Genomic DNA, 21,994 nt, shown 5'->3' on the forward strand with positions numbered 1-21,994 from the left:
TGGGCGATGCACCGCCAACGACCTCGCGACGGTATTCGAGGGGGACGGCAGGGGGAGTGAATTTAGCTTCCATGGCGTTATGACCAGAGTTACGGCGTTAACAGGATGAAAACGGCGGTTATCAGGGCTAAACCCCCTAACCAGCAGCAGCGGTATCGGGCGTATCCGCAACGACGCCCAGTTCCTTTCCCACCGTTTGTTGCAGTTGCGCGTGGGTGGCCAGAGCGGAGTTCATCTCGGTAACGGCCATCTCATGGCCCAGCTGGCGACCCGACTCAGCCGCCATGCCCAACAGGGCGTTCCTAAAACTGGACTGGTTGCCCTTAAACGCCCCCAGCGCCTGGGTGAGCTGCTGCTGTTGCAGGTGGCGGCTTAACTCGCTGTTGACGCCCCGAGTTGCTAGCGGCGGGGGCGTGTAAACCGATAAACCACTGCCCAGAACCTCGACGTGTTGTGCGGGTGCGGCGGGCGGTTTATCAGGGATAAACAGGGTTTGAGCGATGCTGTCTTGTTCAGCCGGACTCAGCAATGTGGGTAACCCTTTGCCCTGAGGCGTTCCTGAGATACCCAGGGCGTTCATCTTGCGCCCGATTTCGGTGTGGGAGACCCCACAGACCTCGGCAAACTTGCGAATTGATAGTGGTTGACGTTCCACGTCGTTACACCTCTTGTTACAGCTCGAAACTTCGGTAAATCAATGCTTTAGGCGGTTTAGTGGAACCCGGTTGTTCCAGTGCGTTCCACGGATAGTTACAGTATTAGCATATCCAAAGCATATTGAGGTATGCTTTGAAGCAAGCTTGCAGCTCATAGCTGCTTTTGAGGTGATCTGAAGTAGTATTAAGGCGTATTTTCATGACTGAACTGATGCCCAGGCGGATCACAATCACACTGCCGGACACTGTTGCTGGCGATTTGCAGCGCTGGGCCGATGCAAGGGGACAGGCGATAGCTACAGCGGCGGCGATCGCCATTGAGCTATCAATGCGAACTGCAAAAGAGCAGGGCGAAATTCCCCCTAATCAACCAGTTGAGGGTAAGTAGATGACCTATAGCAGCGATCGCCTAGACCGAATAGAAGCCCTGCTGGCCACCGTGGCGGAGTCCAACGCGGCCAGCGCTGTACGAATGGATCGCTTTGAGGCAAACCTGGAGGCCACACGGCAGATCACCGAATCCAATGCTCGCGCCATCGAAGCCTGGGGCAGTCGCATTGACGAGGTGCAGATCGAAACCGAAGAGGCTACCAGCTCTACCAGGGCCGATCTGGCAGTGCGCATTGACGACAATGCCCATAACCAGGGCATTGACCGAGTTCGCTTTGATGCCCTACATGAGGAGCATACCCAGCGCTTCAATACCCTGCTGGAAGAAGCTAGAGCAGACCGACAACGCGCTGACCGCGATCGCACCCTCAACGAAAGCGAGCACCGGGCCTTTCGCGAGACCTTCCAGACCATGCTCGCAGAGATTGCCCGGCTATGGCAGCGGGTAGCAGGATGACCACTAGCAACAGAGCTAAACGCGCCACGGTTGCGATCGGCCCGTTGGCGATTGCTGGATTCCAGATGCCCGATGGTAGTTGCCGGATGAGTATCACCAGCGCGGCTGAGGTGGTTGGGACTGCTCAGCAGAACGGATCAAACTTTTTGTGCTTGAATGCCTTCAAAGCCTTACAGGTCAGTAGTTACACGCCACAAACTTCTGATCGGGGTAAAGCTTACGCAGAACACGATGCTCTGCACAAACAAGTAGCTCAACTAGAACAGCAGCTCCACGACGCTGGTCTAGAGCTCTGGCAACTACCGCTGATCGAGCGGTAACCACAGTCTTTTGTCGCACGTTAGGAGGCCGATACCAACCCAAAAACCCGATGAAATCAAATATCTAGAGTCTGCTTGCCCGGTTTAGACACCTGTACTATGATCCGGCAATGATTGACGCCCCGCTGGGCTGACCACCTAGCGATCGCGTGAATCAGTGTTAAGCGTCCTGACCAGACCCTTAATACGCAAAAAGAACCGGCAGCGAATGCCACCGGCTCTTTAAAAAGCGAAAACCCGAGAGGACCAGTCCCGAGTCGCGCAAAGTATTCTTATGCGGCTATGGTAACACCGGATCTCTCTCGGGGCAATACTCATTGCTCTTTTTTAGGAGAGAGAGGCCCCCCATGACCGCATCGCTAGGATGGGGCGAGGAGTCGCGTAAGACTCCCCGTTCCGAACCCCTCCCCGCTGACCCCACCGGCCAGCGGCTGTGTGAAATTTTTGGCCACTACCCCTGGAACTTCATCCGCGCTGACCTGCCGGATGACGCTACCACCAAAGCCGCCTGGACGACTGTTAATACCTACCCGCTGCGGCCCCGCGTTCTCTGGAACCAGTGGCAAGACGCCAACCAACTAATTGGCGTCCGCTTTACCCACGACACCCGCTACGCCCTGCTCGACCTCGACGCTGGCGGCGACTATTGCACCGCCGAAGGCGTCGCCCAGATCCGCGCCGCCCTAGAGACTATTGGCATCACCCGTACCCTGCTGATTCGCTCCAGCTGGAGCGGCGGCCTGCACCTCTATCTCCCCTTTGCGGAGCTGGTCAACACCTTCAACCTGGCCGTCACCCTCAAAGAATGTCTCCAGACCCAGGGGTTTCGACTCCAAGCCGGGCAGCTCGAAATCTTCCCCAACGTCAAAGCCTACGGCGTTCAAACCTTCATCGAATACATGGGTCACCGGCTGCCCCTCCAGCCGGGTAGCGGCTCCTGCCTGCTCGACGATGCCCTTAACCCCATCGGCAGCAGCCTAGCCCGGTTCTTCTGGCTCTGGGACGGTGCAGCGGGCCATCAAGACATGGACACCCTGCTCCATGCGATGAAAATAGGCCGCGACAACCATCGCAAGCGGCCCAAACGCCGCAGCCACCCCGTCGAGAGCTGGCGACACGACCTCGACCTCGAAATCACCGAAGGCTGGACCGATTACGGCCAAACCAACCACCTGCTGAAAACCATTGCCTGCTATGGCCACGTCTTCGAGGGCATCCAGGGCCAAGCCCTGACTGATTACACCCTGCGCATCGCCCTCAACTGCCCCGGCTACGAGCAGTACTGCCGCCACCAGCACGACATCGAGCGCAAAGTCACCGCCTGGACTAGAGCTGTCGAAGGCTACTACTGGCCTCTGGGCACCACCTCCAGCCGCGACACCAGCCATCCCCAGAACACCCTGGTGCCCTTCAACCAGCAGCAGGCTGAAGATGCCCAGCACCGCATCTGTATTGCCTATACCGAGCTAGAGCAGGCCGGAGAGCTGCCTGAGCAGATCACGGCCCGAGCTAGGGCGATCGCCCAGGCGGCCAAAGTCAGCCAGCAGACCCTCTACAAGCACCTCAGCCTCTGGCACCCTGCCCACCAAGAGGGTGTAATAGCCCAGCTAGCAAGCCTTCTAGCCCCTGAAGAGGCTAGTTCTGGAGCCATGCCAGAATCATCAGAACCCTTTGAAATCAAGGAATTACACCCCTCGGAGAGATATATGAAGGGTGAGGCGCTTTGCGCCGGTGATTTGGGGTCGGATACAAATTCTTCTCCTCCGGAGAGGGGGGTGCGGGGGGATGAACCTGTTTTTCCACAGGAGGCAGAGCCTGCGGCCTACGACCCAGCTCTGCACGAACAGATTCAAAACCAAATTAGGAGCCTGGGTTGGTCTGTGGAGGTGATTCGCCAGTTCATTGCTGACCGATTTGAGGGCAAGCGATGGCCTGAGCTGACGGAAGATGAGCGGTTCCTGCTGCTCTATCATCTGCGTGTGATTGATAGATAAGTGGGGTGATGCAAATTAGAGGGTCTAGGTACCTGAAACCCTTACCCTTAAGTCTTTTCAGGGTGACCCAAATCAGAGTCCTGAGCTGTTGAGCTTGTTGATTAACGGCTGGTTCTTTCCCCAAGGAATAGTGCTACGGGTTGTAGCACTATTTGCTCACAACGAGAAGCCTGGATTCGGCTTGAGCAAGTAGGGTTATAGGTAAAGCTGAATTCACTGCTCATCTGGCTGATCGTCTCCCAGCTCTTTCACGGCGGCTTCCAACTCCATTTCCAGCTGCTCGGCAGTTGGTAGGCTATCTTGCAGAGCTGGCGGGAGTTCGTCACGCACCATGTACGTTGAGACGCCGATCGGGTGCTGCACAGCATCAAGGGCGTACTCAAGGGGGTTGAGTAGTAATGGAACAGAAACCTACGCTAAGCACTTCTAATTTTTGTACCAATTGAACCTCTCTGACAGAAAGGGGCTGGAACCCTTGATATACCGTTCTATTTTTCTGTACCAATTAGGGCACTGTTCAACTGGGACAAGAGCGTCTACCAATGAACCTCAAAAAATGGGTTCTGAAAAGCCCTACCTGCAAGGCTTTCAGCCTTAGCGTAGGTTCCTGTTCCATTACTACTCAACCCCCTTTACGCAGTGCACTTTCAGTTAGACCCATTTCTTGAGCCACCTGGCTGACCGGTTTACCCGATTGGCCCACAATGCGAACAGCTTCCGTTTTTTGCTCGTCTGTAAATGTCCTGCGCGGTTTTTGGGTCATTTGAACATTCTCCTTCCTTGTCGACTCTTCGGGAATGTCCACTTTTTCGAGATAAGGTCATAGTCATCAAACGCCGGAAATCCGTGAGTCTCATAGCCTGCCACTGCACTCAGCTCAGTTGCAGAAAGCCTTATCCTGTATACACTTTAAGCCGTTTCTCAAAATTTGGATAGTTGCGTCACAGAGCAGCTATTCAAGTCGGCCAAAAATCGTTGAATGCTTTGCTGCCAGAGCCTTTCGGCTTATTCGCAGTTAATGTGAGCCGAAGGTCTTGTTTGCAAGCTGTTCGCACTTAATCTGAGCCCATTCGCAAATAATGTGAGCATCGAGGCACTCTTATTCGCACTTAATCTGAGCCCAAAATCGCCTTGTTTGCGAGCATGAGTCTCGCTGTTTGCGAGCCGCTACAGCTACAGATAGACCACAGAGGGCATCTGACTACCGGGCTAGTTCAGCACTCCTGGCCTACATCGTCGCGGCCCATCCACAGCTAGCTGTGGATTCCTCCATAGAAGCTAAGAAATTGGACAGCATCAAGGACGCCTTGATAAAACGGCTCAAGTCTAAGTACCAAGCCTGCCAGCTCACCGGGCAGGTCTTTGGTCGAGAGCATGAGAAGCACGTTCACCACATTGTTGCTGAGTCCATTAATCCAGCCCTGGCCGCTGACGAGGACAACCTCATAGTTATCTGCGGCGCGGTGCATGATGAGTACCACGCTTGGGTTGCGAATATTTCTGGTGCTGAGATATCGCGGGCCACACTGAGGAACTTTTCCCGGCAGAAGGGCTACAGCCTGGATTGGGACAAGAGCGCCACGGTAGGGGTGGCATAAACTCTAAACCCCTCTCACCGGGGAGACCTAGGGACACGTGCTCACGTGCCTACGCAAATAAGTAACCACGTGTTTTTAGCTAGTCGCACCTGTGGGTCTTTGCCTTGTGGGGGGGCTGGCGGCAGACTGATTCGTAATCTCTGGTAGAGGTCATCTAGATCAAGTCGCCGTAATAGGCATACATGTGGTCGCGTGCGGCTTCTTGCGTTGGGAAAGATTTAGAGGTAAAAGCAATTCCCCCAAGGGTCACCTGAAGATAATGCTCGGTTCCGGTTCCGCTTTCCCTCATGATTTGAATAGAATCTCCCTGGGAATTGCGATTCGTGAAGATAGAATTTCCCCCGGAACGAATCACCCGTTTCAGCTCCTCACAAGCGATTCCATCATTATCGCCATCTAATCTGCTGGGGGCAGTCCCCGCTTCAAAGTGGTGCTGGGCCTCTCCCCATGATGCAAAATCGGCACAGACCTGGCCAGTGATAGGGGCAGCCTCTTCAACGCTAGCTATTTCGGCCAACTCAGGAGTGCTTCTGAGACAAAAGTGGTTGAGGTCAACAACTGCACCAGTCCCATCCACCATGTAGCAGTAGTGATCGATGTTTGAGTAGTCGGCTCTGGCAGCAGTAGGCAGCAGTAGGCTTACCCCAATCAGGGCAGCGGTGGAGGCGATAGACCTAATCATGGGGGGCTTTGCTGAAAGTGCTCTGCCTATCCCTACGCTTCAGGTTCCCTGCTGTCTGGACGCTTCACGAAAAGTTTGTGTTAGCTACGATGACACGTAAGCACATATTCCATTGGCCAAGCAAGCACGTGCCCACGTGAATCAGTACCCACGTGCCTTAAGCCAATCCTCGACGGCCTCTCTAACAATCGTGGTCATGGGTTGGTCAGTCTCGAACCCGGCCCGCTTCAGGCTTTTGTACTGATCGGTGGTGAAGTCGGCGCTTAACCTGTGTGGGAATGCCTTACCATTATTCCCGTTATCTTTGAGGGTTGCGGTCGATGGTGTTGGGATGGCCTGGGTAGCTTCCACCTTGATACTTAGCGACCACTAGAGCCATTCAGAGGGCGATAGCAGCGGCCAGGTGGTTAGCCCGGTTGGATTACCTGAAGGGGGCGATTATGGCCCTCGCCAATAGCCCTAGGCAGCTTATGGTACAGACACCCGATCCTGTCAAAAGACACCTCTAAAATTTTGGGCTACATCGCACGGCTCGCGGCATAGGGGGTGAATGCTTAGGACATTCGAAGCACCAGGGTATGATTTACATAATCCTTTCAGGAAAGATCTTAGGTAAGTTGCCACTCTATCCACTCTATATAGAAGTGCATGGTGTTATACCAAATGACCGATTCTAAGAAGAGACTTGAGCTATTTGAGGTTTTATGCAGCCTGCCGCTACCAGACTTTCTGAAACTTGAAATAGGATTGGCCATACCCTCTGGAATAATGCCTAATTATGATACTGCTTTGGGGCTTCGTACTGCGAAGCTCCTGGAATGGGTTGAAGGTTCTTCTGGCTGCGGAATGGAAAAACTGGAAGAAGTAATTTCTTATGTGAGAGAGCGGCCTCCTGAGAATAAGAGGGTAAAGTCACTCACAGTCACGCTCAAGTTTAGTCTAGATGAGCTGGATGCCGTAAAACTGGGAGATATCCTAAGCGATATCCAACAAAAAGTGGGGAGTGATTCTATAGAGGTTTTCAACGTACAAAGAGGAAGCGTCATTCTTCATCTGTCAGGCTCAGAGGATGACCTTCATAAGCTGAAGGAGCTATTCGACAAAGGAGAACTAACATCCCTCGCAGACATAGCTGTTGATAATATCGATTTTGAATCCGAAGAATATTCAGATTCTAGAAATGATCGTTTGATAAATTCTTTGGAACAGAGCCTGGCAGAGGTTCGAGTATTGAATGAAAGAAAATATGCTTCCGAAATATCTGGTAGCGGCCATTTCCTTCACGGAAATTCAAGGGTTCAGTTACTCCAAGAGCTAAAATCAAATCTGGTTAAAACCAGACAAGGTACGCCTGATAATCAAGATATATTGGACAGTCTCCATAGTGGCGAACTATGGATTGTCAATTCTCGGCGCAGAAATGGCCTGATAATAAATTATGGCTTTATTTCCCATTTCGCAGGGCCAGGAGCAGCTGTTGGAGGAGAAATAGACAAGGATTGTATTGATGCAGTTGCTCTTGGAAGCCTGTCTTTGATCAAACCTGAGTCGAGCGATGATCTACAAAAAGCAATAAAAATTAGAACCCAGTGGCTACGCCTTCTTACGAATTTTACAGATAAACCTCTATCAAGGGATCGTGTCCTGCTGTTACTTGAACAGTTTCGTTCATACTTTGACGAGTCTGTAGTAGAAAAAATCCCCGATGAAGCTTTTGCTCTTCTCATAGGAGTCCTACCTTCTACAGTTCGTGACGTACGCAATACAGGTAAGACTTGACTTTGATCTTTTTCTATCAAAATACTCATCATGAATGAGCCAGATCAGAAAGACAATAAAATTGAAGTTAGCTCCGAAACCTTCAATAGGATGTTGCTTCTTGTAGGGGCTGTTCTTCCTTCTATAACAACGGTTCTTGTTACTTTTATGACTGTTTCTGGAGGTCTTGTTGAGACCTGGTTGTCTTTTAGAGCAGAAAAAGAACCTCTTGAGCCCGCAACAACTTTTTCTGGCGAGACACTAACTCCTGGAAGAGCAGCCTCTCTCGACAATGAGACTGCTGAAGAGAAATCTCAGAAACTGCTCCGGATTTCATTATCCATATCCTCAGCGGCAAGCAGAGGTGATTTTGAGTCATCAGGAGCCCTTATCAGATCTCTAAAAGAAGAAGTAGGTTTGATGGTTTTCTATTTTGGTCACCTGGATCCTAGAGTAACCCCAATAAACCTTAGTGAAATAGAAACGAATGTTGAAGCAACTAAAACACTAATTGAAAGTCCCGCAAATAATCCTCTTTTGCCCCAAGATCAGAAAAATGAATTGGCGGAAATAGCGCTAGAGCTAGACAAAATTTCTAATATTATTTCGAGCTATATAGCAGAAACTTACTCAAGTCCATCTCTAGGAAAACTATTTCTATATATCATCATTGCTTTAGCGATAATTACGACATTTTGGTTTTCCAGATCTTTGTTCTTACTACTTCTTAAGAGGCGATTTAAGAAGGGAGAACCCAAAGAAGATTAATTATCCATTTGACTATCCCTGGATCGCGCCCTTTCTAGTTTGCCCCTCCCCCCTAGGGAGGTGTGTAGGGTGCCCTAGATGGATGAGTCGAGATAGATTTGCTGCTGCTGACCTGTTCGGGATGCTTTTGCTAGATTACAATCCAGACATTGCAGATACGTGAGCACGTGCTCACGTGAATCAGTACCCACGTGCTTTAAGCCAGTCCTCAACGGCCTCTCTAACGATTGTGGTCATAGGCTGATCGGTCTCGACCCCGCCTTGCTCGATCGGAGGGGTGCGCTAGAGCTCATTACGGAATGACTACCCTGAGAGTGAAGGATATGATGGAAATGCTTTCAGGGCTCCCTAGGCTCTAGCGTTTCTAATCTCATTTCCAGCAGGCGGTAGGGAAAGGGATTAAACATCCAGGGCACCCGGCCTGGTGCTGACCCGTATGATGAAGCAAAAGAGTTAGGGCTAGGTCTGGTGGAGACGGCAGCAATGGATATGCAGCGGGAGGAATTATCAAGTGAGGATCGACTCCGCTTAATCCAAACACTATATGCTTTGCCTGAAGCTCAGTTCGCTCAGGTGGTCTTTACCCTTGATCCACCAAGTGGAAATGTTCCCGGTAGCTCTGCTGCTCAGAGCGATCGCGCCAACAAATTACTGGAGTGGGCTAAGAGTCCTATAGGGCCGGGTTTGCATTCTGTAGATGAGGTTTTGAGTAAGATCATTCCTAAGGCATCTAGGACAGCTGAGCAGGCTCTAGCTTTTGTGATGAGTGGCAAAGTGAACAACTCGACTGCTGCTGAGCTTAGGGCTTTTGTTGAACTGCTGAGAAAAAAGACAGGGGACGACACTATCGACATTGCATTTTTCAAAGAGGGAAGCATAAAAGCCTTAGTGACTGGAACGCCCGAAGGGGTAGCAAAGTTGCAAGAGCTATTTGAAGCAGGAGAACTAGAAGGACTAACTGACTTACCTTTGCAATCACTATCTTTGGTTGATAGCAGTTCTTCGGATGCCCGTAAGGTTCGCCTTGTTCAAGCGCTACGGCATAACTGTGACCATACCAGTGTCTTTGACCTCACGCGCGCGCTCGACCACGCCCGCACTCGCGCTCGCACCTTCACTCGTACCCTCTCCCGCGCCGGTGCATTCGACCTTGTCCGCGCTCTCGAAATTGCCCTTGAAATCGCCGTCGAACTCCCCCTCGGCTTCGGCCTCGAACTCTCCCATGCCAAGGCCCTCGAAATCGCTCGTGACCTCTCCCGTGACCGCGCCCGTGATCTTTCCCGTGACCGTGACCTTGCCCTCGAAATCGCTCGTGATCTCTCCCGCGACCGCGAAATTATTCGCGACATTGACCACGCCCTGCTCAGCCCCCACGACCTTAGGTATGCTGACCTCAGCGGAGCTAATCTTAGCTATTTAGATCTCACAGGCGCTGACCTTACAGGCGCTGACCTCACGTATGCTGATGTAACTGGTACTAGGTTTGGGAATAACCAAGGACTCTCAGAGGCGGATAGGAGAGATTTACAAGACCGTGGAGCTATATTTCCTCCCAGCTCAGATGCTCCCTCCCTATTAAGGCGTTGATCAAGTCCTAACTACTGGCTACCTCTTGATAAGAGATAGGCTTAGCTTGTGCAAGTATATACTTGTCTATTTGAGTACGTGCCCAAGTGAATCAGTATCCACGTGCTTTAAGCCAGTCTTCGACAGCCTCTCTAACAATCGTGGTCATGGGCTGATCGGTCTCGAACCCGGCCCGCTTCAGGCGCTTGTACTGATCGGTGGTGAAGTCGGCGCTCAACCTGTGTGGGAATGCCTTGCCCTTGTCCTTATCATCCTGGGGAGTCACAGGCGCTGCTGGCGGTGGGGTGGGTGCCGTTAACCTAGTAGATTCTGGATCGGTGCCCAGCTGCTCTAGAAAGCCCTCTACAGCCTCTGGCTTAGGTGCTGGCTTACGGGTAATTCTTGATTTCTTCTCTACCACTTCTCTACCCCCGTCAGTTTCAAAACGTCCTTAGCCAGTGCCCTAAAATCCCGTGCAGCCGCACCGCTGGGCTCTACCTCAAACACGGTATGCCCCCCGCTGGATTCTGCGATCGCAACCCGCTGAGCAATGCTGGTAGGCAGCACTGGGAAAGGATAGTCCTCCAGAGCATCGAGGATGTCACGGGCGATCACCGTTCGACCGATGGCCCGGTTCACGATGAAAGCGGCCAGAAGGTCGGGCTTAATGCCCTGCACCTGTTCGACCATGGCCACGGTCTCAGCAGCTGCCCACACGTCATAGCTCGATGGTTGTACCGGAATCAGCACCAGGTCGCTGCTCACAATGGCAGAGCCGGTTAACTTGCTGGTACGTGGAGGGGTGTCAATCAGTGCGTGGTCATAGTTGGCCACCAGGTCGGGTAACTCACGGTGCAGGGTATCTCTGGCCATCCCCACGACGGAGAACGGCGGCTTCTCTTCACGGGCACTTGCCCACGTACTTGCTGAAGCTTGGGGGTCAGCATCGACCAGCAACACCTTACGGCCAGCCAAGGCGATCGCGTGGGCAAGGTGAACCGATAACGATGTTTTACCGCTACCCCCTTTTAATGAGGCGATGGTTATTATCATTGGGCACGTGCTCAAGTAAATCAGTGCTCAAGTGAATATTACGCCTTGTTGAAGCTAACAGGCTTATTCACGTGCTCAAGTAGTCACACAAGCAAGTAAATAAGTGAAAACGTGCTCAAGTACATAAGTGTTCAAGTAGACACGTGCTTACTTAGATACGTGTGAGACTCATAATGATGCAATTTCTGTCTCATTCGTCTAGCTCTAAGACTTGCTAACGAGAAATCAAGGGTTTTGGGCAGTCTCATGTGAGACGAAAAACGACCGCATGACCTAATACCCGGAAAGCCCCTATTTGCGTTGGTTTCTACTTGCTGAAATAGCAAAAGAGCAAGTAGGGTGGGAGGGCAATCAGAGGTAGGCCATGTTCACGGCGTCAGATTTTGAACTGGGTTCGATCGAGCTGCCCGAGGCCCGCAAAGTGGATCGGCGGGGCCAGGCGCGCAACTTAACCCCCGAAAACCTGGGGGCCATCTTTGCGGAGCTGCCTAGTGACAAGTGGCGGGCGGTGTTCGCGATCGCTTACTTTACCGGCTCTAGAATCTCTGAGGTGCTGAGCCTCGACGTAAGCGACATCGGCACTGACCGGATCAGCTTTCGGCGCGAGAACACCAAGACTAGAAAGCCACGGGTAGCGATGGTGGTGGATGCCCTGCGGCCCTTCCTGGCGGCCTACGATATCCCTCAGGCTGGCCACCTATTCCCGGCTAGGCATAATGCGAAAGGCAGCAGCTACATTACCCGGCAAGCTGCTGATCTGGTTTTGCGCGATGTTTGCGTGATGATCGACCTAGATGGGGTGAGCACTCACAGTTTTAGGCGTAGCTTTGCTACCAACCTGCACAGGCAGGGCTACAGCCTGGCCAAGATTGCTCGGCTGCTAGACCACAGCTCCCCCACGATGACGGCCCGGTATGTGGAGTAATCGACGCGCCCTTCTGAAGAACGATGTGTCTTAAGACTGAATATTTTCCAAGGAAGGTTCGTGCGCTGATGTGGTTCTACCTCATGCAGCGGGCGTAGACAACAAAATACCCTCGGCTCTGGCCAGGGGTAGAAGTGAAATTCCGTTAGGGCTATTGTGCCTGGTATTGATCCAGGGCTGCGTCTGGGCTAAGAGGGTAGTGGATACCTTAGCCCAGTTACGGTTAGGGGCTGCTATAGAGGCACTTAGCCTAATTCGAGGTTATATTTGAAAAACCAATGAACCTCACTCAAATTGTTACAAGGTTTACCAGTTAGGGGGAGGCTGTCTGTAATATCTGGTGTTCACCACTTTAGAGGATTTTTAGTGTATGCCGATTAATTTTTCGCGTATGTCTACACCTAATTTTATTAGTGGATTGGGAAGAAAGAATCAAGGAAATCAGCTTCGTAAATACATAGCAGAATACATATCATATCTGTATGAGCCAAGTATTAATCGCGTAACCAAAAACGTAGAAAAAATGTATTTTGAAACAATTAAAGAGCTCAAGATTACCGATGAAATGCGTCTTGAGATTGATAAATTATTAGGAACTAACGCATCAAGGAAAGAGATTATAGAGGCATTTTCTTCTAGCACTGACGCTAGAACAGGCCCTTTGGAAAAGCCTATGACAGCTTCATCGATCCTCACATTGGGTATTCTTTCAGCCGCTGTTAGAATGCTCAGTAATTCTATTTATAAACCTGAGTCTCCAGAGGTCGATAATCTAACTGTTCACCTCACAATAGCAGATGAATATTATAAAGAAGAGTTGCGTTACTCTTTAGTTTATTCAGCTGCTTTGACTTCAGCTTTTCTAGTCCAATCATTTTTTATATCGCATAATTTCTATGGAGGTCATCTTTTACTTTTAGTTTTAGCCTGCGTAATTATAAGTAGAATTTGCCTCATAAAATATCGAATATCTAAGGAGTTTTTTGGTTCTTCTCCCCATGAAGCACAACTTATCATTCAATATATTATTGATAACAATGAAAAAATTGAACCGCCCGACGATGGTTCTATGAGCGTATTTCCTATTTATAGAAGCAGTGAGGAAACAGCATCTCAAACAGATTTAGGCCTGGGAGGAGAATTGGCATGAGCGATGCTAATGATTCTGCCAGTAAAATTGCTCTCTCAGTTATCGATAATTTAATACTGAAAAATCCAAAGGGGGTAGCAGCGGGAACACTGTTGGCATGGTTTTTGAATACTCTCTCTACAATTCTTTCCCCTCTAATACTTAAGGAGTTTGGTATCGATCTATCTTCAGTGGGTCTCTGGGGATGGATGGGGATAGGAATTCCTGCTTTCAGTATTTCATATTTTTTGAAAAAAGATTTACCTGAAGACGCTCAAGCATTATCGGCAGCTATAGATATAATCGATAAGACAAGGCTTTCCAATGCAGAAAAGCGTTATCATCAAAGAAAGCTAATAGATGACTTTTCTATGGAAATCGTGATGAAATATAGAGAACAAAAACAATTAAAATTAGAAAAGCCAAAAAATTCAATTCCCGATTAGGTAATGTGGTTGGGGCGTCCCCCAAGTCATCCTCAGTGTGCTTAACCATGCATCATCAGAGGGAAACCCTAAATCTTTAGCCTCTCATCTAGAGGCTCATAGCTGTCGAGTACGTCTTGGCCCTTGACTAGGGTGTATTGCCCTTTGAACAGCATCTCCATAACAAAGTGAAGATCCATCGGGGTTGTCTCATCCTCGATTGGGTGGCCAAACATGCCGTAGGCATGGGAAATCAGGGTCTGGTAAAAGAAAACAGAATCCTCATTCCCCTCATATTCGATCGCCGCCGACTTATCCGGGTTGGTCGCTGCCATCCTCACCCAACAGGGGATTCAGGTAGTACACCACTTAGACTAGTCCTGAACTAATTTTCTTCAAAACTGAGTAGTACACTGCCTATATTTGTCGTTTTCAGAGGCTGAAACTCTCATTCTTTCATTGAAGGGTTGCCTGTGGTGCAGCTATCCATTTAATACAAAGGAACTAAACTGCCCCAAACTGAAGCTTTGCTACTTTAGGGCCTATTTAGCTAGCCAAGCCCTCTCTGCTGCCTGGCAACTGATCGCGGTAGTTCATCGTGAAAATCGTCTCGGTTAGCCATTTGCGAAATGAGTCATTGTCGCTGAATTGCTTAAATAGCTGCGTGTCATCCTTCATTGCATCAATAATTACTCGCCGTAGCACCTTCTCGTGCTCAATACGGGCATTTTGTTCGTCCGAGTTTTTCTTGGCATTTTGGAAGGCGGGATCTGCGGCTACCTTGGCAGGGATTTCTTCGGTAATGAGTTTGTGGACACGATCGCGATCAGTCCACGAAACATTACCAAACTGGTCGTTAAAGACCTGAAGGATGTTAGAGAGGCGATCTAGTTCTGGCTCTGCCTTAAACCCACCACCAGAGACCGGAACCGGCTCTATTTCAGCTTCAGCATCAGGAAGCTGGATGCGGATAGTAGCCTGTTTCTCGCTGCGATAGCTGTCCATATCGATTGCCTCAAGGATTCCCCTCGATAGGTCTTCTTCCTTGGGAGCGGGGAGCTTGGGGACAAGAAATGTGAGGAATATGGACAGCTTTTCCCAGTCAGCATTGGTGTAGGGCAGAATCGAGGCTAAGAAGCCGTAGGTGCGACAAAAGGCCTTGGCCTTTCCCTTGAAATCCACCTGGCCATCTTCATCTAAGCTTTCGTTATAGACAGCGACACAGGCATCGAGAATGGGGTCGAGTTGGTCGCGATCAGCTCCGCCCAGGTAAAGATGAGCGAGTCCTGTAATCTCTTTAGACGCATAAACCTGATAGCTATCGAGCGTAGCTTTTAGATCGTGGAGCTTGTTTGGGTCGGTCTCATCACTCAGGACAGTTGTACGGTAAAAATCAGCAAAGGACGCCTGAATGGTATCTACGTCGTTCATGAAGTCGAGTACAAACACATCGTGCTTCTTGGGGTGGGCACGGTTGAGTCGTGAGAGGGTTTGTACGGCCTTGATGCCGGAGAGCAGCTTATCGACGTACATGGTGTGGAGCAATGGCTCGTCGTAGCCAGTTTGATATTTGTCGGCACAGATCAAGAAGCGGTAGGGATCCTCCTGAATCTTGTCGGGGATTTGGCTGCTGGGGAAGCCATTGAGCGATGCCTCTGTCACCTTGATGCCGCCATATTCAGGCTCGCCAGAGAAGGCCACGATCGCCTGATAGGGGCTTTTTCGCTCCTTTAGATAGCGCTGAAAGGCATGGAAGTACTGGATGGCTCTCTCGATGCCATTGGTCACCACCATGGCCCGTGCTTGGCCACCGATTTTGTTGAGGGCGATCACCTGCTCATGAAAATGATCAACCATGATTTCTGCCTTCAACCGAATGGCGTGCTCCTTACCCTCCACATACTTACGCAGCTTCTTTTTTGCGCGCTTGGTATCGAACTCAGGGTCATTCTCAATGGTTTTGATTAGCTTGTAGTAGCTGTTAACCGGCGTGTAGTACTTCAGCACGTCGAGAATAAAGCCTTCCTGTACAGCTTGCTTCATGGTGTAGCTGTGAAAGGGCCGATGCTTGGTTTTGCCCTCGCTTGGGTAGGGCACACCAAACAGTTCCAGGGTTTTGTTTTTTGGTGTTGCCGTAAACGCAAAGTAGCTGGCGTTGGGCAGCAACTTCCGCGATTCCATGATGCGGTTGATACGATCTTCCGGGGTTTCCTCGTCCTCTGCGGCCCCAGACTCTGACAGGGCCATCGCCATCGCCGCAGAGGTACGCCCCCCCTGACTGGAATGGGCTTCGTCGATGATGATGGCAAAGCTTCGCCCTCGATGGTCGGCTCCAATCTCATCGAGGATGAAGGGAAACTTTTGAACGGTCGAGATAATGATGCGTTTGCCGCTTTCGATAAACTCCCTAAGCTGTTTGGAGCCCTCGGTCACTGCTCCTACCGTTGAGCCAACCTGTACGAATTGTTTGATGGTGTCGCGAATTTGTTTGTCGAGCAGGCGGCGATCGGTGATCACCAGAATGGAATGGAATACGGGCTGCCCATCATGTTCAAGGCCAAGAAGCTGGTGGGCTAGCCAGGCAATCGAGTTAGATTTACCGCTGCCTGCGGAGTGCTGAATTAGATAGCGGTGGCCAGATCCCTGGTGATTAGTATGGTTCAGCAGCTTACGCACCACGTCGAGTTGGTGGTAACGGGGAAACACCTGCTTCTTTTTCTTCTTGCCAGTCTTTTCGTTTTTCTCTTCGACGATTTGGGCAAAGTTCTCTAGGATGTTGGTGAGGCTGCGGGGAGCCAACATCTGCTTCCAGAGGTAGTCGGTCTTAATGCCGTCGGGGTTTGGAGGGTTTCCGGCCCCGTCGTTGTAACCTTGATTGAAAGGTAAAAACCAGGAGCTTTTGCCCTGAAGGTGGGTGCAAAATCGCGCTTCCTGATCATCCACAGCAAAGTGAACCACGCAGCGGCCAAACTGAAACAGTAGTTCTCGGAGGTCGCGATCGCGCCGATACTGCTCAACGGCATCCTCTACGGTTTGCTTGGTGAGGTTGTTCTTTAGCTCAAAGGTGGCGATGGGTAGCCCATTGATGAACAAACACAAATCAAGGGAGAGCTTGGTTTCATCGCGGCTGTAGTGGAGCTGCCGGGTGACGCTAAACCGATTTTGAGCATAGCGCTCAGCGGCTTTGAGATTGCCCAAAGACGGGGTGCCGTAAAAGAGGTCGATGTGATGCGGCCCGTGGTCTGCCCCCTTGCGTAGCACGTCGATCGTGCCTCGTCGGGTGATCTCGCCCTGTAAGCGGGAAAGGAATTTGTGTCGGATCGGGCTGGCGTTTTCGAGATCAAAGGTTTCTATTAGCTCTGGCTGAGTGGCCTTCAGAAAAGCCGTGAGCTGGGCCAGGTCAATGGCATAGTCTTGGTCGTACTCGGTAGAATGACCTTGAATCCAGCATTGGCCATAAGAGCCGGAGCCATCACTGACGGTGCCGCCCGAATAATTAGCTTGAGGCTGGCAGGTCATCGCGTTGACGATCAAGGACTCTAGTCCTTTCTCGCTGGTATCTGTCTTCATAGCTGATCCAAGGCACTGCGGCTGGCATCAATGGTCATGCCCTAACGATAGCAACGTACCCAAAATCAGGCTCTGGGTTATTTATTTTGTGTGAAGGTTGCTCACGAGTTCACTGCGCGAACAACCTTCATTAGCTGGTGTTAACTACACAGTGACAGCCAGCTAACGAAAGTGTTCTACATCTCTGGGCTCAGGCAACTTTGCGGTAGCGGTACTTCCCTCTGATGAAGCGATGCAGATAGCTTCCTTTTGAGGGTGCAGTCAGCAAGCCAGCATGAACTGAGGAGGGAATATTGAAGTATTGGTAAATGCCTCCGTTATGAAAAGCAATTTCTAAGGTGGCTGTCGCAGGATCGTAGCCGACGCTACTGAGATTGCTCGAAACTACAGACTGTCTAACCATTGTGACTTTCTCCAGGAATTAAGGACGAGATCTCAAGGCTTGTTGATTACCCCTTAGGAGGATGAGGGTCGTTCCCATAGCTGTCTTTTTGCCGGATTTTGCCGTCCTGACCGTGTACGATGCGCTCTGAGCCCTGGTTTTTGGCAATTTCTCGACCGATATCCATAGCCTCCTGCTGGGTGCGCGTGACTCGTGTTGCCCGATCAGCTCCTTCAGCCTTAACAGCCCAACCATCGGGATGGGGCACGATGTGCTGATTTTTGCCTTTTTGTGGTGTAGCCATCTATGAACCTGCCTCGTTTAATGTTAGATTTGTATAACATCATAAGTATAATCTTCCCAAATGGGATATGACAAATGTTAATTTGATCCGAATCTATCGCGAGCAGGCGGGGTTGCCCCAGGCGGATCTAGGCCAAGCGGTGGGGGTGACTCGACAAACCATTGCGGCCTGGGAGAAGGGCGATCGCGAACCTTCGGTAGTTCAGCTCACCCAACTGGCGCAAGCTCTGGGTGTAGCGGTTGAGTTACTCATTCCCACTGCCCATGACACATCAGCGCCTGACGACAGGGGGCTAATGTTCCGAGCGGACGAGCCTCAAGCTCTAACGCCTCAGCTCAAGGCAGCGCTATCGCGAAAGGCAGATGACTACACCTTTGTAGAGCACTTGGCGGGTGAAGTGCCGACCCTGCCGGAAATGCGCCCTTTAGAAGGCTACGATGCCCATGTGGTAGAAGTAGTGGCGCGAGAAATTCGCGATTGGCTAGGTATGGGGGAAGGATGCCCTTTAGGGGATGCGGTTGCTTTGCTCGAAGCTAAGGGACTGAAGGTTATTCTTCATCCCCTACCCGAGGAGATTTCGGGCTTTTCTGGGTATACCGAAACCTCAGGAGCATCCATTTTTATCAACGCTAGCCACCCTACTGAACGAAAGTTTTTTACGGGCCTCCATGAGCTAGCCCATTTGATTTTTCACCGTCAGGAGTATCGACGCCCTAACGAAAAGGCGACCCGCCTAGACCCTCGCGAAAAGGTTGCCAACCATTTTGCTGGGGCAGTGCTGTTGCCAGAGGAGGTAATTCGCCGGGAACTATATGGCTATCGCAATCGGTGGCTACCAGAACCACTATTGGCAGACATGAAGCGGCGCTATGGGGTCAGCATGAGAACCGTACTGTACCGAGCAGCTCAAGCGGGGTTGATTTCTCAGAAGCAGAAAGGGCAGCAAATCGGACAGCTCAACAAAAAATACGGTGCTGACAAAGAGGGGATCGAACTACCGCCCATCCAACATCTCACGCGACTAGAGCGTATTGTATTTCTAGCCTTGCTGAAAGAAGAGATCACGATATCCAGAGCGGCTGAAATTTTGGGCAAACCTCTACCTGAAGTTCGTGAATCCCTGAACGATTGGCTGGAGGAAATGGCAGATTGATTTTGCTTTCTGATGCCAACGTTCTGATTGACTTAGGGTATGTCACTGGCTTGCAGGTGCTAACCCAACTTAGTGAAGTAGAGGTTCTCGATGTGGTTTTGGAAGAGTGCAAGCATTCACGTCAACCAACTCTGGTAGATGATATCTGCCAAGCAGGAATCCAAGTTATCACTGTGCCACAAGAGTGGCCTGCCTTGGCCAGCCCCTATCAAACCAGGGCATTGAGCTTTCAGGACGGGCTCTGCCTTTACTATGCCAAGACGTTTCAACGATCGCTATTGACGAATGAAAAAACCCTGAGGCAATGCTGCCAACAGCAGAAGGTTTTAGTTCACGGTACATTGTGGATCGTCAGGTCAGCCTATGACAAAGGGTTAGTCCCGTCTGCAAGCTTATGTGAATGGCTAGGCGCACTGAGCGAAAGGGACAGACGGTTACCCCAACAAGAGGTTAACAAACTAAGGCAACTGATGGGATGTTGACCCATGAGTTTTACGCAAATGACACCTATTTAATAAAAAGAAATGAGCGAGGGGGTATGCAGAGACTGTGAAGGGTAAACTATTTGGGAGATGCGGTAGAATGAAGGTTTATCAACCCAAATTAAATCTAATAGTCTGATTAGTCTTATTCCCCCTAGAAGTTCTAATTCCGTAGATGTCACGAAAGAAAAGCATAAAACGGACTGCCAAACTTTTCCAAGATAACGCTGATGAGATTATTGAATTTATCGACACTGTAAAGCCTGGACTCTCCAAAGAATTCACTTCTTGGGTATATGAGCATGCTGTCATCAGACTTTATCGCGAATTTGAGATTATGATGCTCGACGCACTTGTAGGTGCAATTAACAACGACACTACAGTGCTCTCAAACAAGACTGGCTTTGATTTCCCTAAGCACTTGACTGATGAAGTCTGTAAATATCTCGTCATTGGAGACGGCTACTTTGACTTTAAAGGAAGGGACGGTCTTATAAGAACTCTTAAATCGTACGTTCCAATCGACCACTCCCTAGTATCTATACTCACGAAATCAGAATATAAGGACAGCCTCGACAAGCTTTCGACCCTAAGGAACTTTGCGGCACATGATAGTTCGAAATCGAAAAAAGCATGCTTGAGTGCAATTAGACAGAGACGGATCGGCTCAGCTGGGAGTTGGATCAAAGTTCAAGACCGATTCCAGAGAATCGTTAATGACCTTAAGGCGATCGCCGTTGAAATCGAGGCGCAAGCACCTTACTAATAACGAGCTTCAGACCCAACAGATGTGCATACATCACGCATACACAGTTTATATAGGTCTTCCCGAGCAATACTTCTAAAAGAGAAAGTATATTTTAGAATTATCTAAGGAATATACGGTGAGTTTTTTTGTCCCCACAGCTCAGAACCCTGAAGAGGCTGAAAAAGTCTATCGTGCAGTAGCAGAGTTTGTCGAAGCACCCATCAATGAAAGAAGAGTGAGAAAACTTCAGTGGCGTCACAATGGCATGAATATGGAGTGTGAAGTAGGGGAAAAACTCCCTGCTTATTTTAGAACTGGTGACGAGGTCGTGGTGGCTATTTTTGATAGTTCTCAATGTTATAAAGTGTGTACCTATAGTCGCGGGGTAGTCAGAGGTGACCCTATCCTTGCTGGTAAAGGTGAAGGCACTTATGCTTCATTTTTTGAAAAGAAAACACCCTAGCCTCTGTTGGGATGATGGTGCTACCTAGAAGTTATTCTCTAACATTATCCAGTTTTTTTGCTAGGTGATGCTAGAGAAGAATGACCTTTATTATGAAAGCGCTAAGGTATAACTAAGCTACCCAGCCAGTTTCCCGCAGGCGCTTTTGAGCCAGCTCGATGTGGCGCGGGGGGAACATTTGCTGCTTGCGGGTATTCCAGGCGTGGACTTTTTTTACCGCTGCCTCAGGAGTGGTGGCCCGTTCGTGTGTGGTGACCCAGTGAACGGTGGACAGCAATTCCATGCCGTAGGGAGTTTCAAAGCCTTTGATCAACTCGGCTACCCGGTCAAAATGCTGGTGGGTGTCGGCCTGCCCCAGCAGGAATGCCTCAGCTACCTCAGCGGCATGGGGCTTGAGTTCTACCGGTACATCGGGGCGATCTTCGGCGTCGCCGTAACCGCTAATGAAATGGCCTTCGATGTGGTTGAGTACGTGGCGCAGGTTTTCGGCGTAGGGGCCATAGGGCGCTTTTTCATACTGAAGTCTCAGGGGTTCCCCGGCTTCTTGCATGAAGTACATGAGCTTGTGGATCTCTAGCAGGGTGATAGTTGGATCCATAACTGCGGCCTGATAGCGACGCATCAGCCCTAGTAAGGCGGCTCGTCCTGGGGTCATATCAGGAGCCTCGGCTGTTTTCACCATAGCGGCTGCATCAGGTGCCCCGGTGGGCTCAAAGACAAGCACATTCACCTCTGGCAAACCTTCAAATGCTTGGTCAATAAGAGGACGAACATCATTCCAGTCGAGACCACCGAGGCCACAGCCTAGGGGGGGAATAGCAACTGATCGAATCTGATTCTCTTGAATGACTGCGACTAAATCAGCTAGCCCTTTTTCGATATCTTCGAGCTGGCTTTTGCCCCGCCAATGACGCTTGGTAGGGAAGTTGATGATGTAACGCGGGTTATACAGTTGGTTCAGGCTATGGACGAACATCTTGCCGGGGCGCACCGATTTGGCATCACAGGCAGCCTTGTAGGCCTTGTAGTTCTCTGGAAAGGCTTTTTTGAACTGTAAGGCAATGCCACGCCCCATGACGCCGACACAGTTGACGGTGTTCACTAACGCTTCAGCGTCGGCCTGAAGGATGTCGCCTTGGGCTAGTTCAATCATGACTCTATTCGTCGGTAG

At 50.4% G+C, this 21,994-nt stretch carries 24 protein-coding genes; 14 read left to right on the top strand and 10 right to left on the bottom strand.

All coding sequences use genetic code 11. The features are described 5' to 3' along the window. Nucleotides 1-136: 136 nt before the first annotated feature. Nucleotides 137-655: a hypothetical protein gene (locus VB780_RS12680; RefSeq protein WP_323351521.1), complete on the bottom strand. Its 519-nt coding sequence runs from the start codon at nt 653-655 to the stop codon at nt 137-139. Nucleotides 656-855: 200 nt separating this feature from the next. On the opposite strand from VB780_RS12680, the gene VB780_RS12685 reads away from it, so the two are divergent. From VB780_RS12685 to VB780_RS12700, 4 genes are all read left to right on the top strand, one after another. Beyond that, entirely contained in the window at nt 856-1,044 is a 189-nt protein-coding gene (locus tag VB780_RS12685; protein WP_323351522.1) for a ribbon-helix-helix domain-containing protein, read from the top strand. Then, nucleotides 1,045-1,503 (top strand): hypothetical protein, encoded by a 459-nt coding sequence (locus VB780_RS12690; protein ID WP_323351523.1) that lies wholly within the window; start codon nt 1,045-1,047, stop codon nt 1,501-1,503. Further along, nucleotides 1,500-1,823: a hypothetical protein gene (locus VB780_RS12695; RefSeq protein ID WP_323351524.1), complete on the top strand. Its 324-nt coding sequence runs from the start codon at nt 1,500-1,502 to the stop codon at nt 1,821-1,823. Before VB780_RS12690 ends, VB780_RS12695 begins: the two co-directional genes overlap by 4 nt. A gap of 347 nt (nt 1,824-2,170) precedes the next feature. Then, nucleotides 2,171-3,817 carry a hypothetical protein gene (locus VB780_RS12700; protein ID WP_323351525.1) on the top strand — a complete coding sequence of 549 codons (1,647 nt, stop codon included), beginning with the start codon at nt 2,171-2,173 and terminating at the stop codon, nt 3,815-3,817. A gap of 622 nt (nt 3,818-4,439) precedes the next feature. Here VB780_RS12700 and VB780_RS12705 read toward each other — a convergent pair. Then, nucleotides 4,440-4,580, bottom strand: a complete 141-nt coding sequence (locus VB780_RS12705) for a transposase (protein ID WP_323351526.1) — start codon at nt 4,578-4,580, stop codon at nt 4,440-4,442. 496 nt (nt 4,581-5,076) lie between these two features. Here VB780_RS12705 and VB780_RS12710 point away from each other — a divergent pair, with 496 nt between their 5' ends. After that, complete coding sequence (locus VB780_RS12710; RefSeq protein ID WP_323351527.1) at nt 5,077-5,415, top strand: hypothetical protein; 339 nt, start codon at nt 5,077-5,079, stop codon at nt 5,413-5,415. Between the two features lie 154 nt (nt 5,416-5,569). On the opposite strand, the gene VB780_RS12715 is transcribed toward VB780_RS12710, so the two are convergent. Then, complete coding sequence (locus tag VB780_RS12715) at nt 5,570-6,097, bottom strand: excalibur calcium-binding domain-containing protein (protein WP_323351528.1); 528 nt, start codon at nt 6,095-6,097, stop codon at nt 5,570-5,572. 663 nt (nt 6,098-6,760) lie between these two features. On the opposite strand from VB780_RS12715, the gene VB780_RS12720 reads away from it, so the two are divergent. The 3 genes from VB780_RS12720 to VB780_RS12730 all read left to right on the top strand — a co-directional run bounded on the left by VB780_RS12720 (nt 6,761) and on the right by VB780_RS12730 (nt 10,210). After that, on the top strand, nt 6,761-7,876 hold the full coding sequence (locus tag VB780_RS12720) for a hypothetical protein (protein WP_323351529.1): 1,116 nt from the start codon (nt 6,761-6,763) through the stop codon (nt 7,874-7,876). 30 nt (nt 7,877-7,906) lie between these two features. Further along, nucleotides 7,907-8,623, top strand: coding sequence for a hypothetical protein (locus VB780_RS12725; protein ID WP_323351530.1), 717 nt, complete (start codon nt 7,907-7,909; stop codon nt 8,621-8,623). 483 nt (nt 8,624-9,106) lie between these two features. Next, nucleotides 9,107-10,210: a pentapeptide repeat-containing protein gene (locus tag VB780_RS12730; protein ID WP_323351531.1), complete on the top strand. Its 1,104-nt coding sequence runs from the start codon at nt 9,107-9,109 to the stop codon at nt 10,208-10,210. A gap of 91 nt (nt 10,211-10,301) precedes the next feature. On the opposite strand, the gene VB780_RS12735 is transcribed toward VB780_RS12730, so the two are convergent. Both VB780_RS12735 and parA read right to left on the bottom strand, forming a co-directional pair. Then, nucleotides 10,302-10,610, bottom strand: a complete 309-nt coding sequence (locus tag VB780_RS12735; protein WP_323351532.1) for a hypothetical protein — start codon at nt 10,608-10,610, stop codon at nt 10,302-10,304. Further along, entirely contained in the window at nt 10,604-11,242 is a 639-nt protein-coding gene (gene parA / locus VB780_RS12740) for a ParA family partition ATPase (protein ID WP_323351533.1), read from the bottom strand. The genes VB780_RS12735 and parA overlap by 7 nt, the downstream gene beginning before the upstream one ends. Before the next feature lie 364 nt (nt 11,243-11,606). On the opposite strand from parA, the gene VB780_RS12745 reads away from it, so the two are divergent. The 3 genes from VB780_RS12745 to VB780_RS12755 all read left to right on the top strand — a co-directional run bounded on the left by VB780_RS12745 (nt 11,607) and on the right by VB780_RS12755 (nt 13,742). Beyond that, a complete protein-coding gene (locus VB780_RS12745; RefSeq protein WP_323351534.1) occupies nt 11,607-12,167 on the top strand; it encodes a site-specific integrase in 561 nt (186 codons plus the stop codon). Between the two features lie 370 nt (nt 12,168-12,537). Further along, the gene (locus tag VB780_RS12750; RefSeq protein WP_323351535.1) at nt 12,538-13,317 is read left to right on the top strand and encodes a hypothetical protein; all 780 of its coding nucleotides are present in this window, start codon (nt 12,538-12,540) and stop codon (nt 13,315-13,317) included. Then, nucleotides 13,314-13,742, top strand: a complete 429-nt coding sequence (locus VB780_RS12755) for a hypothetical protein (protein WP_323351536.1) — start codon at nt 13,314-13,316, stop codon at nt 13,740-13,742. Before VB780_RS12750 ends, VB780_RS12755 begins: the two co-directional genes overlap by 4 nt. 68 nt (nt 13,743-13,810) lie before the next feature. Here VB780_RS12755 and VB780_RS12760 read toward each other — a convergent pair whose 3' ends face one another. The 4 genes from VB780_RS12760 to VB780_RS12770 form a co-directional block, all read right to left on the bottom strand. Further along, nucleotides 13,811-14,056 (bottom strand): hypothetical protein, encoded by a 246-nt coding sequence (locus VB780_RS12760; RefSeq protein WP_323351537.1) that lies wholly within the window; start codon nt 14,054-14,056, stop codon nt 13,811-13,813. Between the two features lie 211 nt (nt 14,057-14,267). Then, nucleotides 14,268-17,291 carry a type I restriction endonuclease subunit R gene (locus tag VB780_RS12765; protein ID WP_323351538.1) on the bottom strand — a complete coding sequence of 1,008 codons (3,024 nt, stop codon included), beginning with the start codon at nt 17,289-17,291 and terminating at the stop codon, nt 14,268-14,270. Nucleotides 17,292-17,481: 190 nt separating this feature from the next. Next, the gene (locus VB780_RS31420) at nt 17,482-17,694 is read right to left on the bottom strand and encodes a KTSC domain-containing protein (RefSeq protein ID WP_416349230.1); all 213 of its coding nucleotides are present in this window, start codon (nt 17,692-17,694) and stop codon (nt 17,482-17,484) included. Nucleotides 17,695-17,740: 46 nt separating this feature from the next. Further along, complete coding sequence (locus VB780_RS12770) at nt 17,741-17,977, bottom strand: DUF2188 domain-containing protein (protein ID WP_323351539.1); 237 nt, start codon at nt 17,975-17,977, stop codon at nt 17,741-17,743. 67 nt (nt 17,978-18,044) lie between these two features. On the opposite strand from VB780_RS12770, the gene VB780_RS12775 reads away from it, so the two are divergent. The 3 genes from VB780_RS12775 to VB780_RS12785 all read left to right on the top strand — a co-directional run bounded on the left by VB780_RS12775 (nt 18,045) and on the right by VB780_RS12785 (nt 20,823). Beyond that, nucleotides 18,045-19,130 carry an XRE family transcriptional regulator gene (locus tag VB780_RS12775; protein WP_323351540.1) on the top strand — a complete coding sequence of 362 codons (1,086 nt, stop codon included), beginning with the start codon at nt 18,045-18,047 and terminating at the stop codon, nt 19,128-19,130. 657 nt (nt 19,131-19,787) lie between these two features. Then, nucleotides 19,788-20,378, top strand: a complete 591-nt coding sequence (locus tag VB780_RS12780; protein ID WP_323351541.1) for a hypothetical protein — start codon at nt 19,788-19,790, stop codon at nt 20,376-20,378. 118 nt (nt 20,379-20,496) lie between these two features. Further along, nucleotides 20,497-20,823, top strand: coding sequence for a hypothetical protein (locus tag VB780_RS12785; RefSeq protein ID WP_323351542.1), 327 nt, complete (start codon nt 20,497-20,499; stop codon nt 20,821-20,823). 112 nt (nt 20,824-20,935) lie between these two features. Here VB780_RS12785 and VB780_RS12790 read toward each other — a convergent pair whose 3' ends face one another. Then, nucleotides 20,936-21,976, bottom strand: a complete 1,041-nt coding sequence (locus VB780_RS12790) for a macro domain-containing protein (RefSeq protein WP_323351543.1) — start codon at nt 21,974-21,976, stop codon at nt 20,936-20,938. Nucleotides 21,977-21,994: the final 18 nt, after the last annotated feature.

The sequence above is a fragment of the Leptolyngbya sp. CCNP1308 genome, from assembly GCF_034932455.1.
Taxonomy (GTDB): domain Bacteria; phylum Cyanobacteriota; class Cyanobacteriia; order Phormidesmidales; family Phormidesmidaceae; genus Nodosilinea.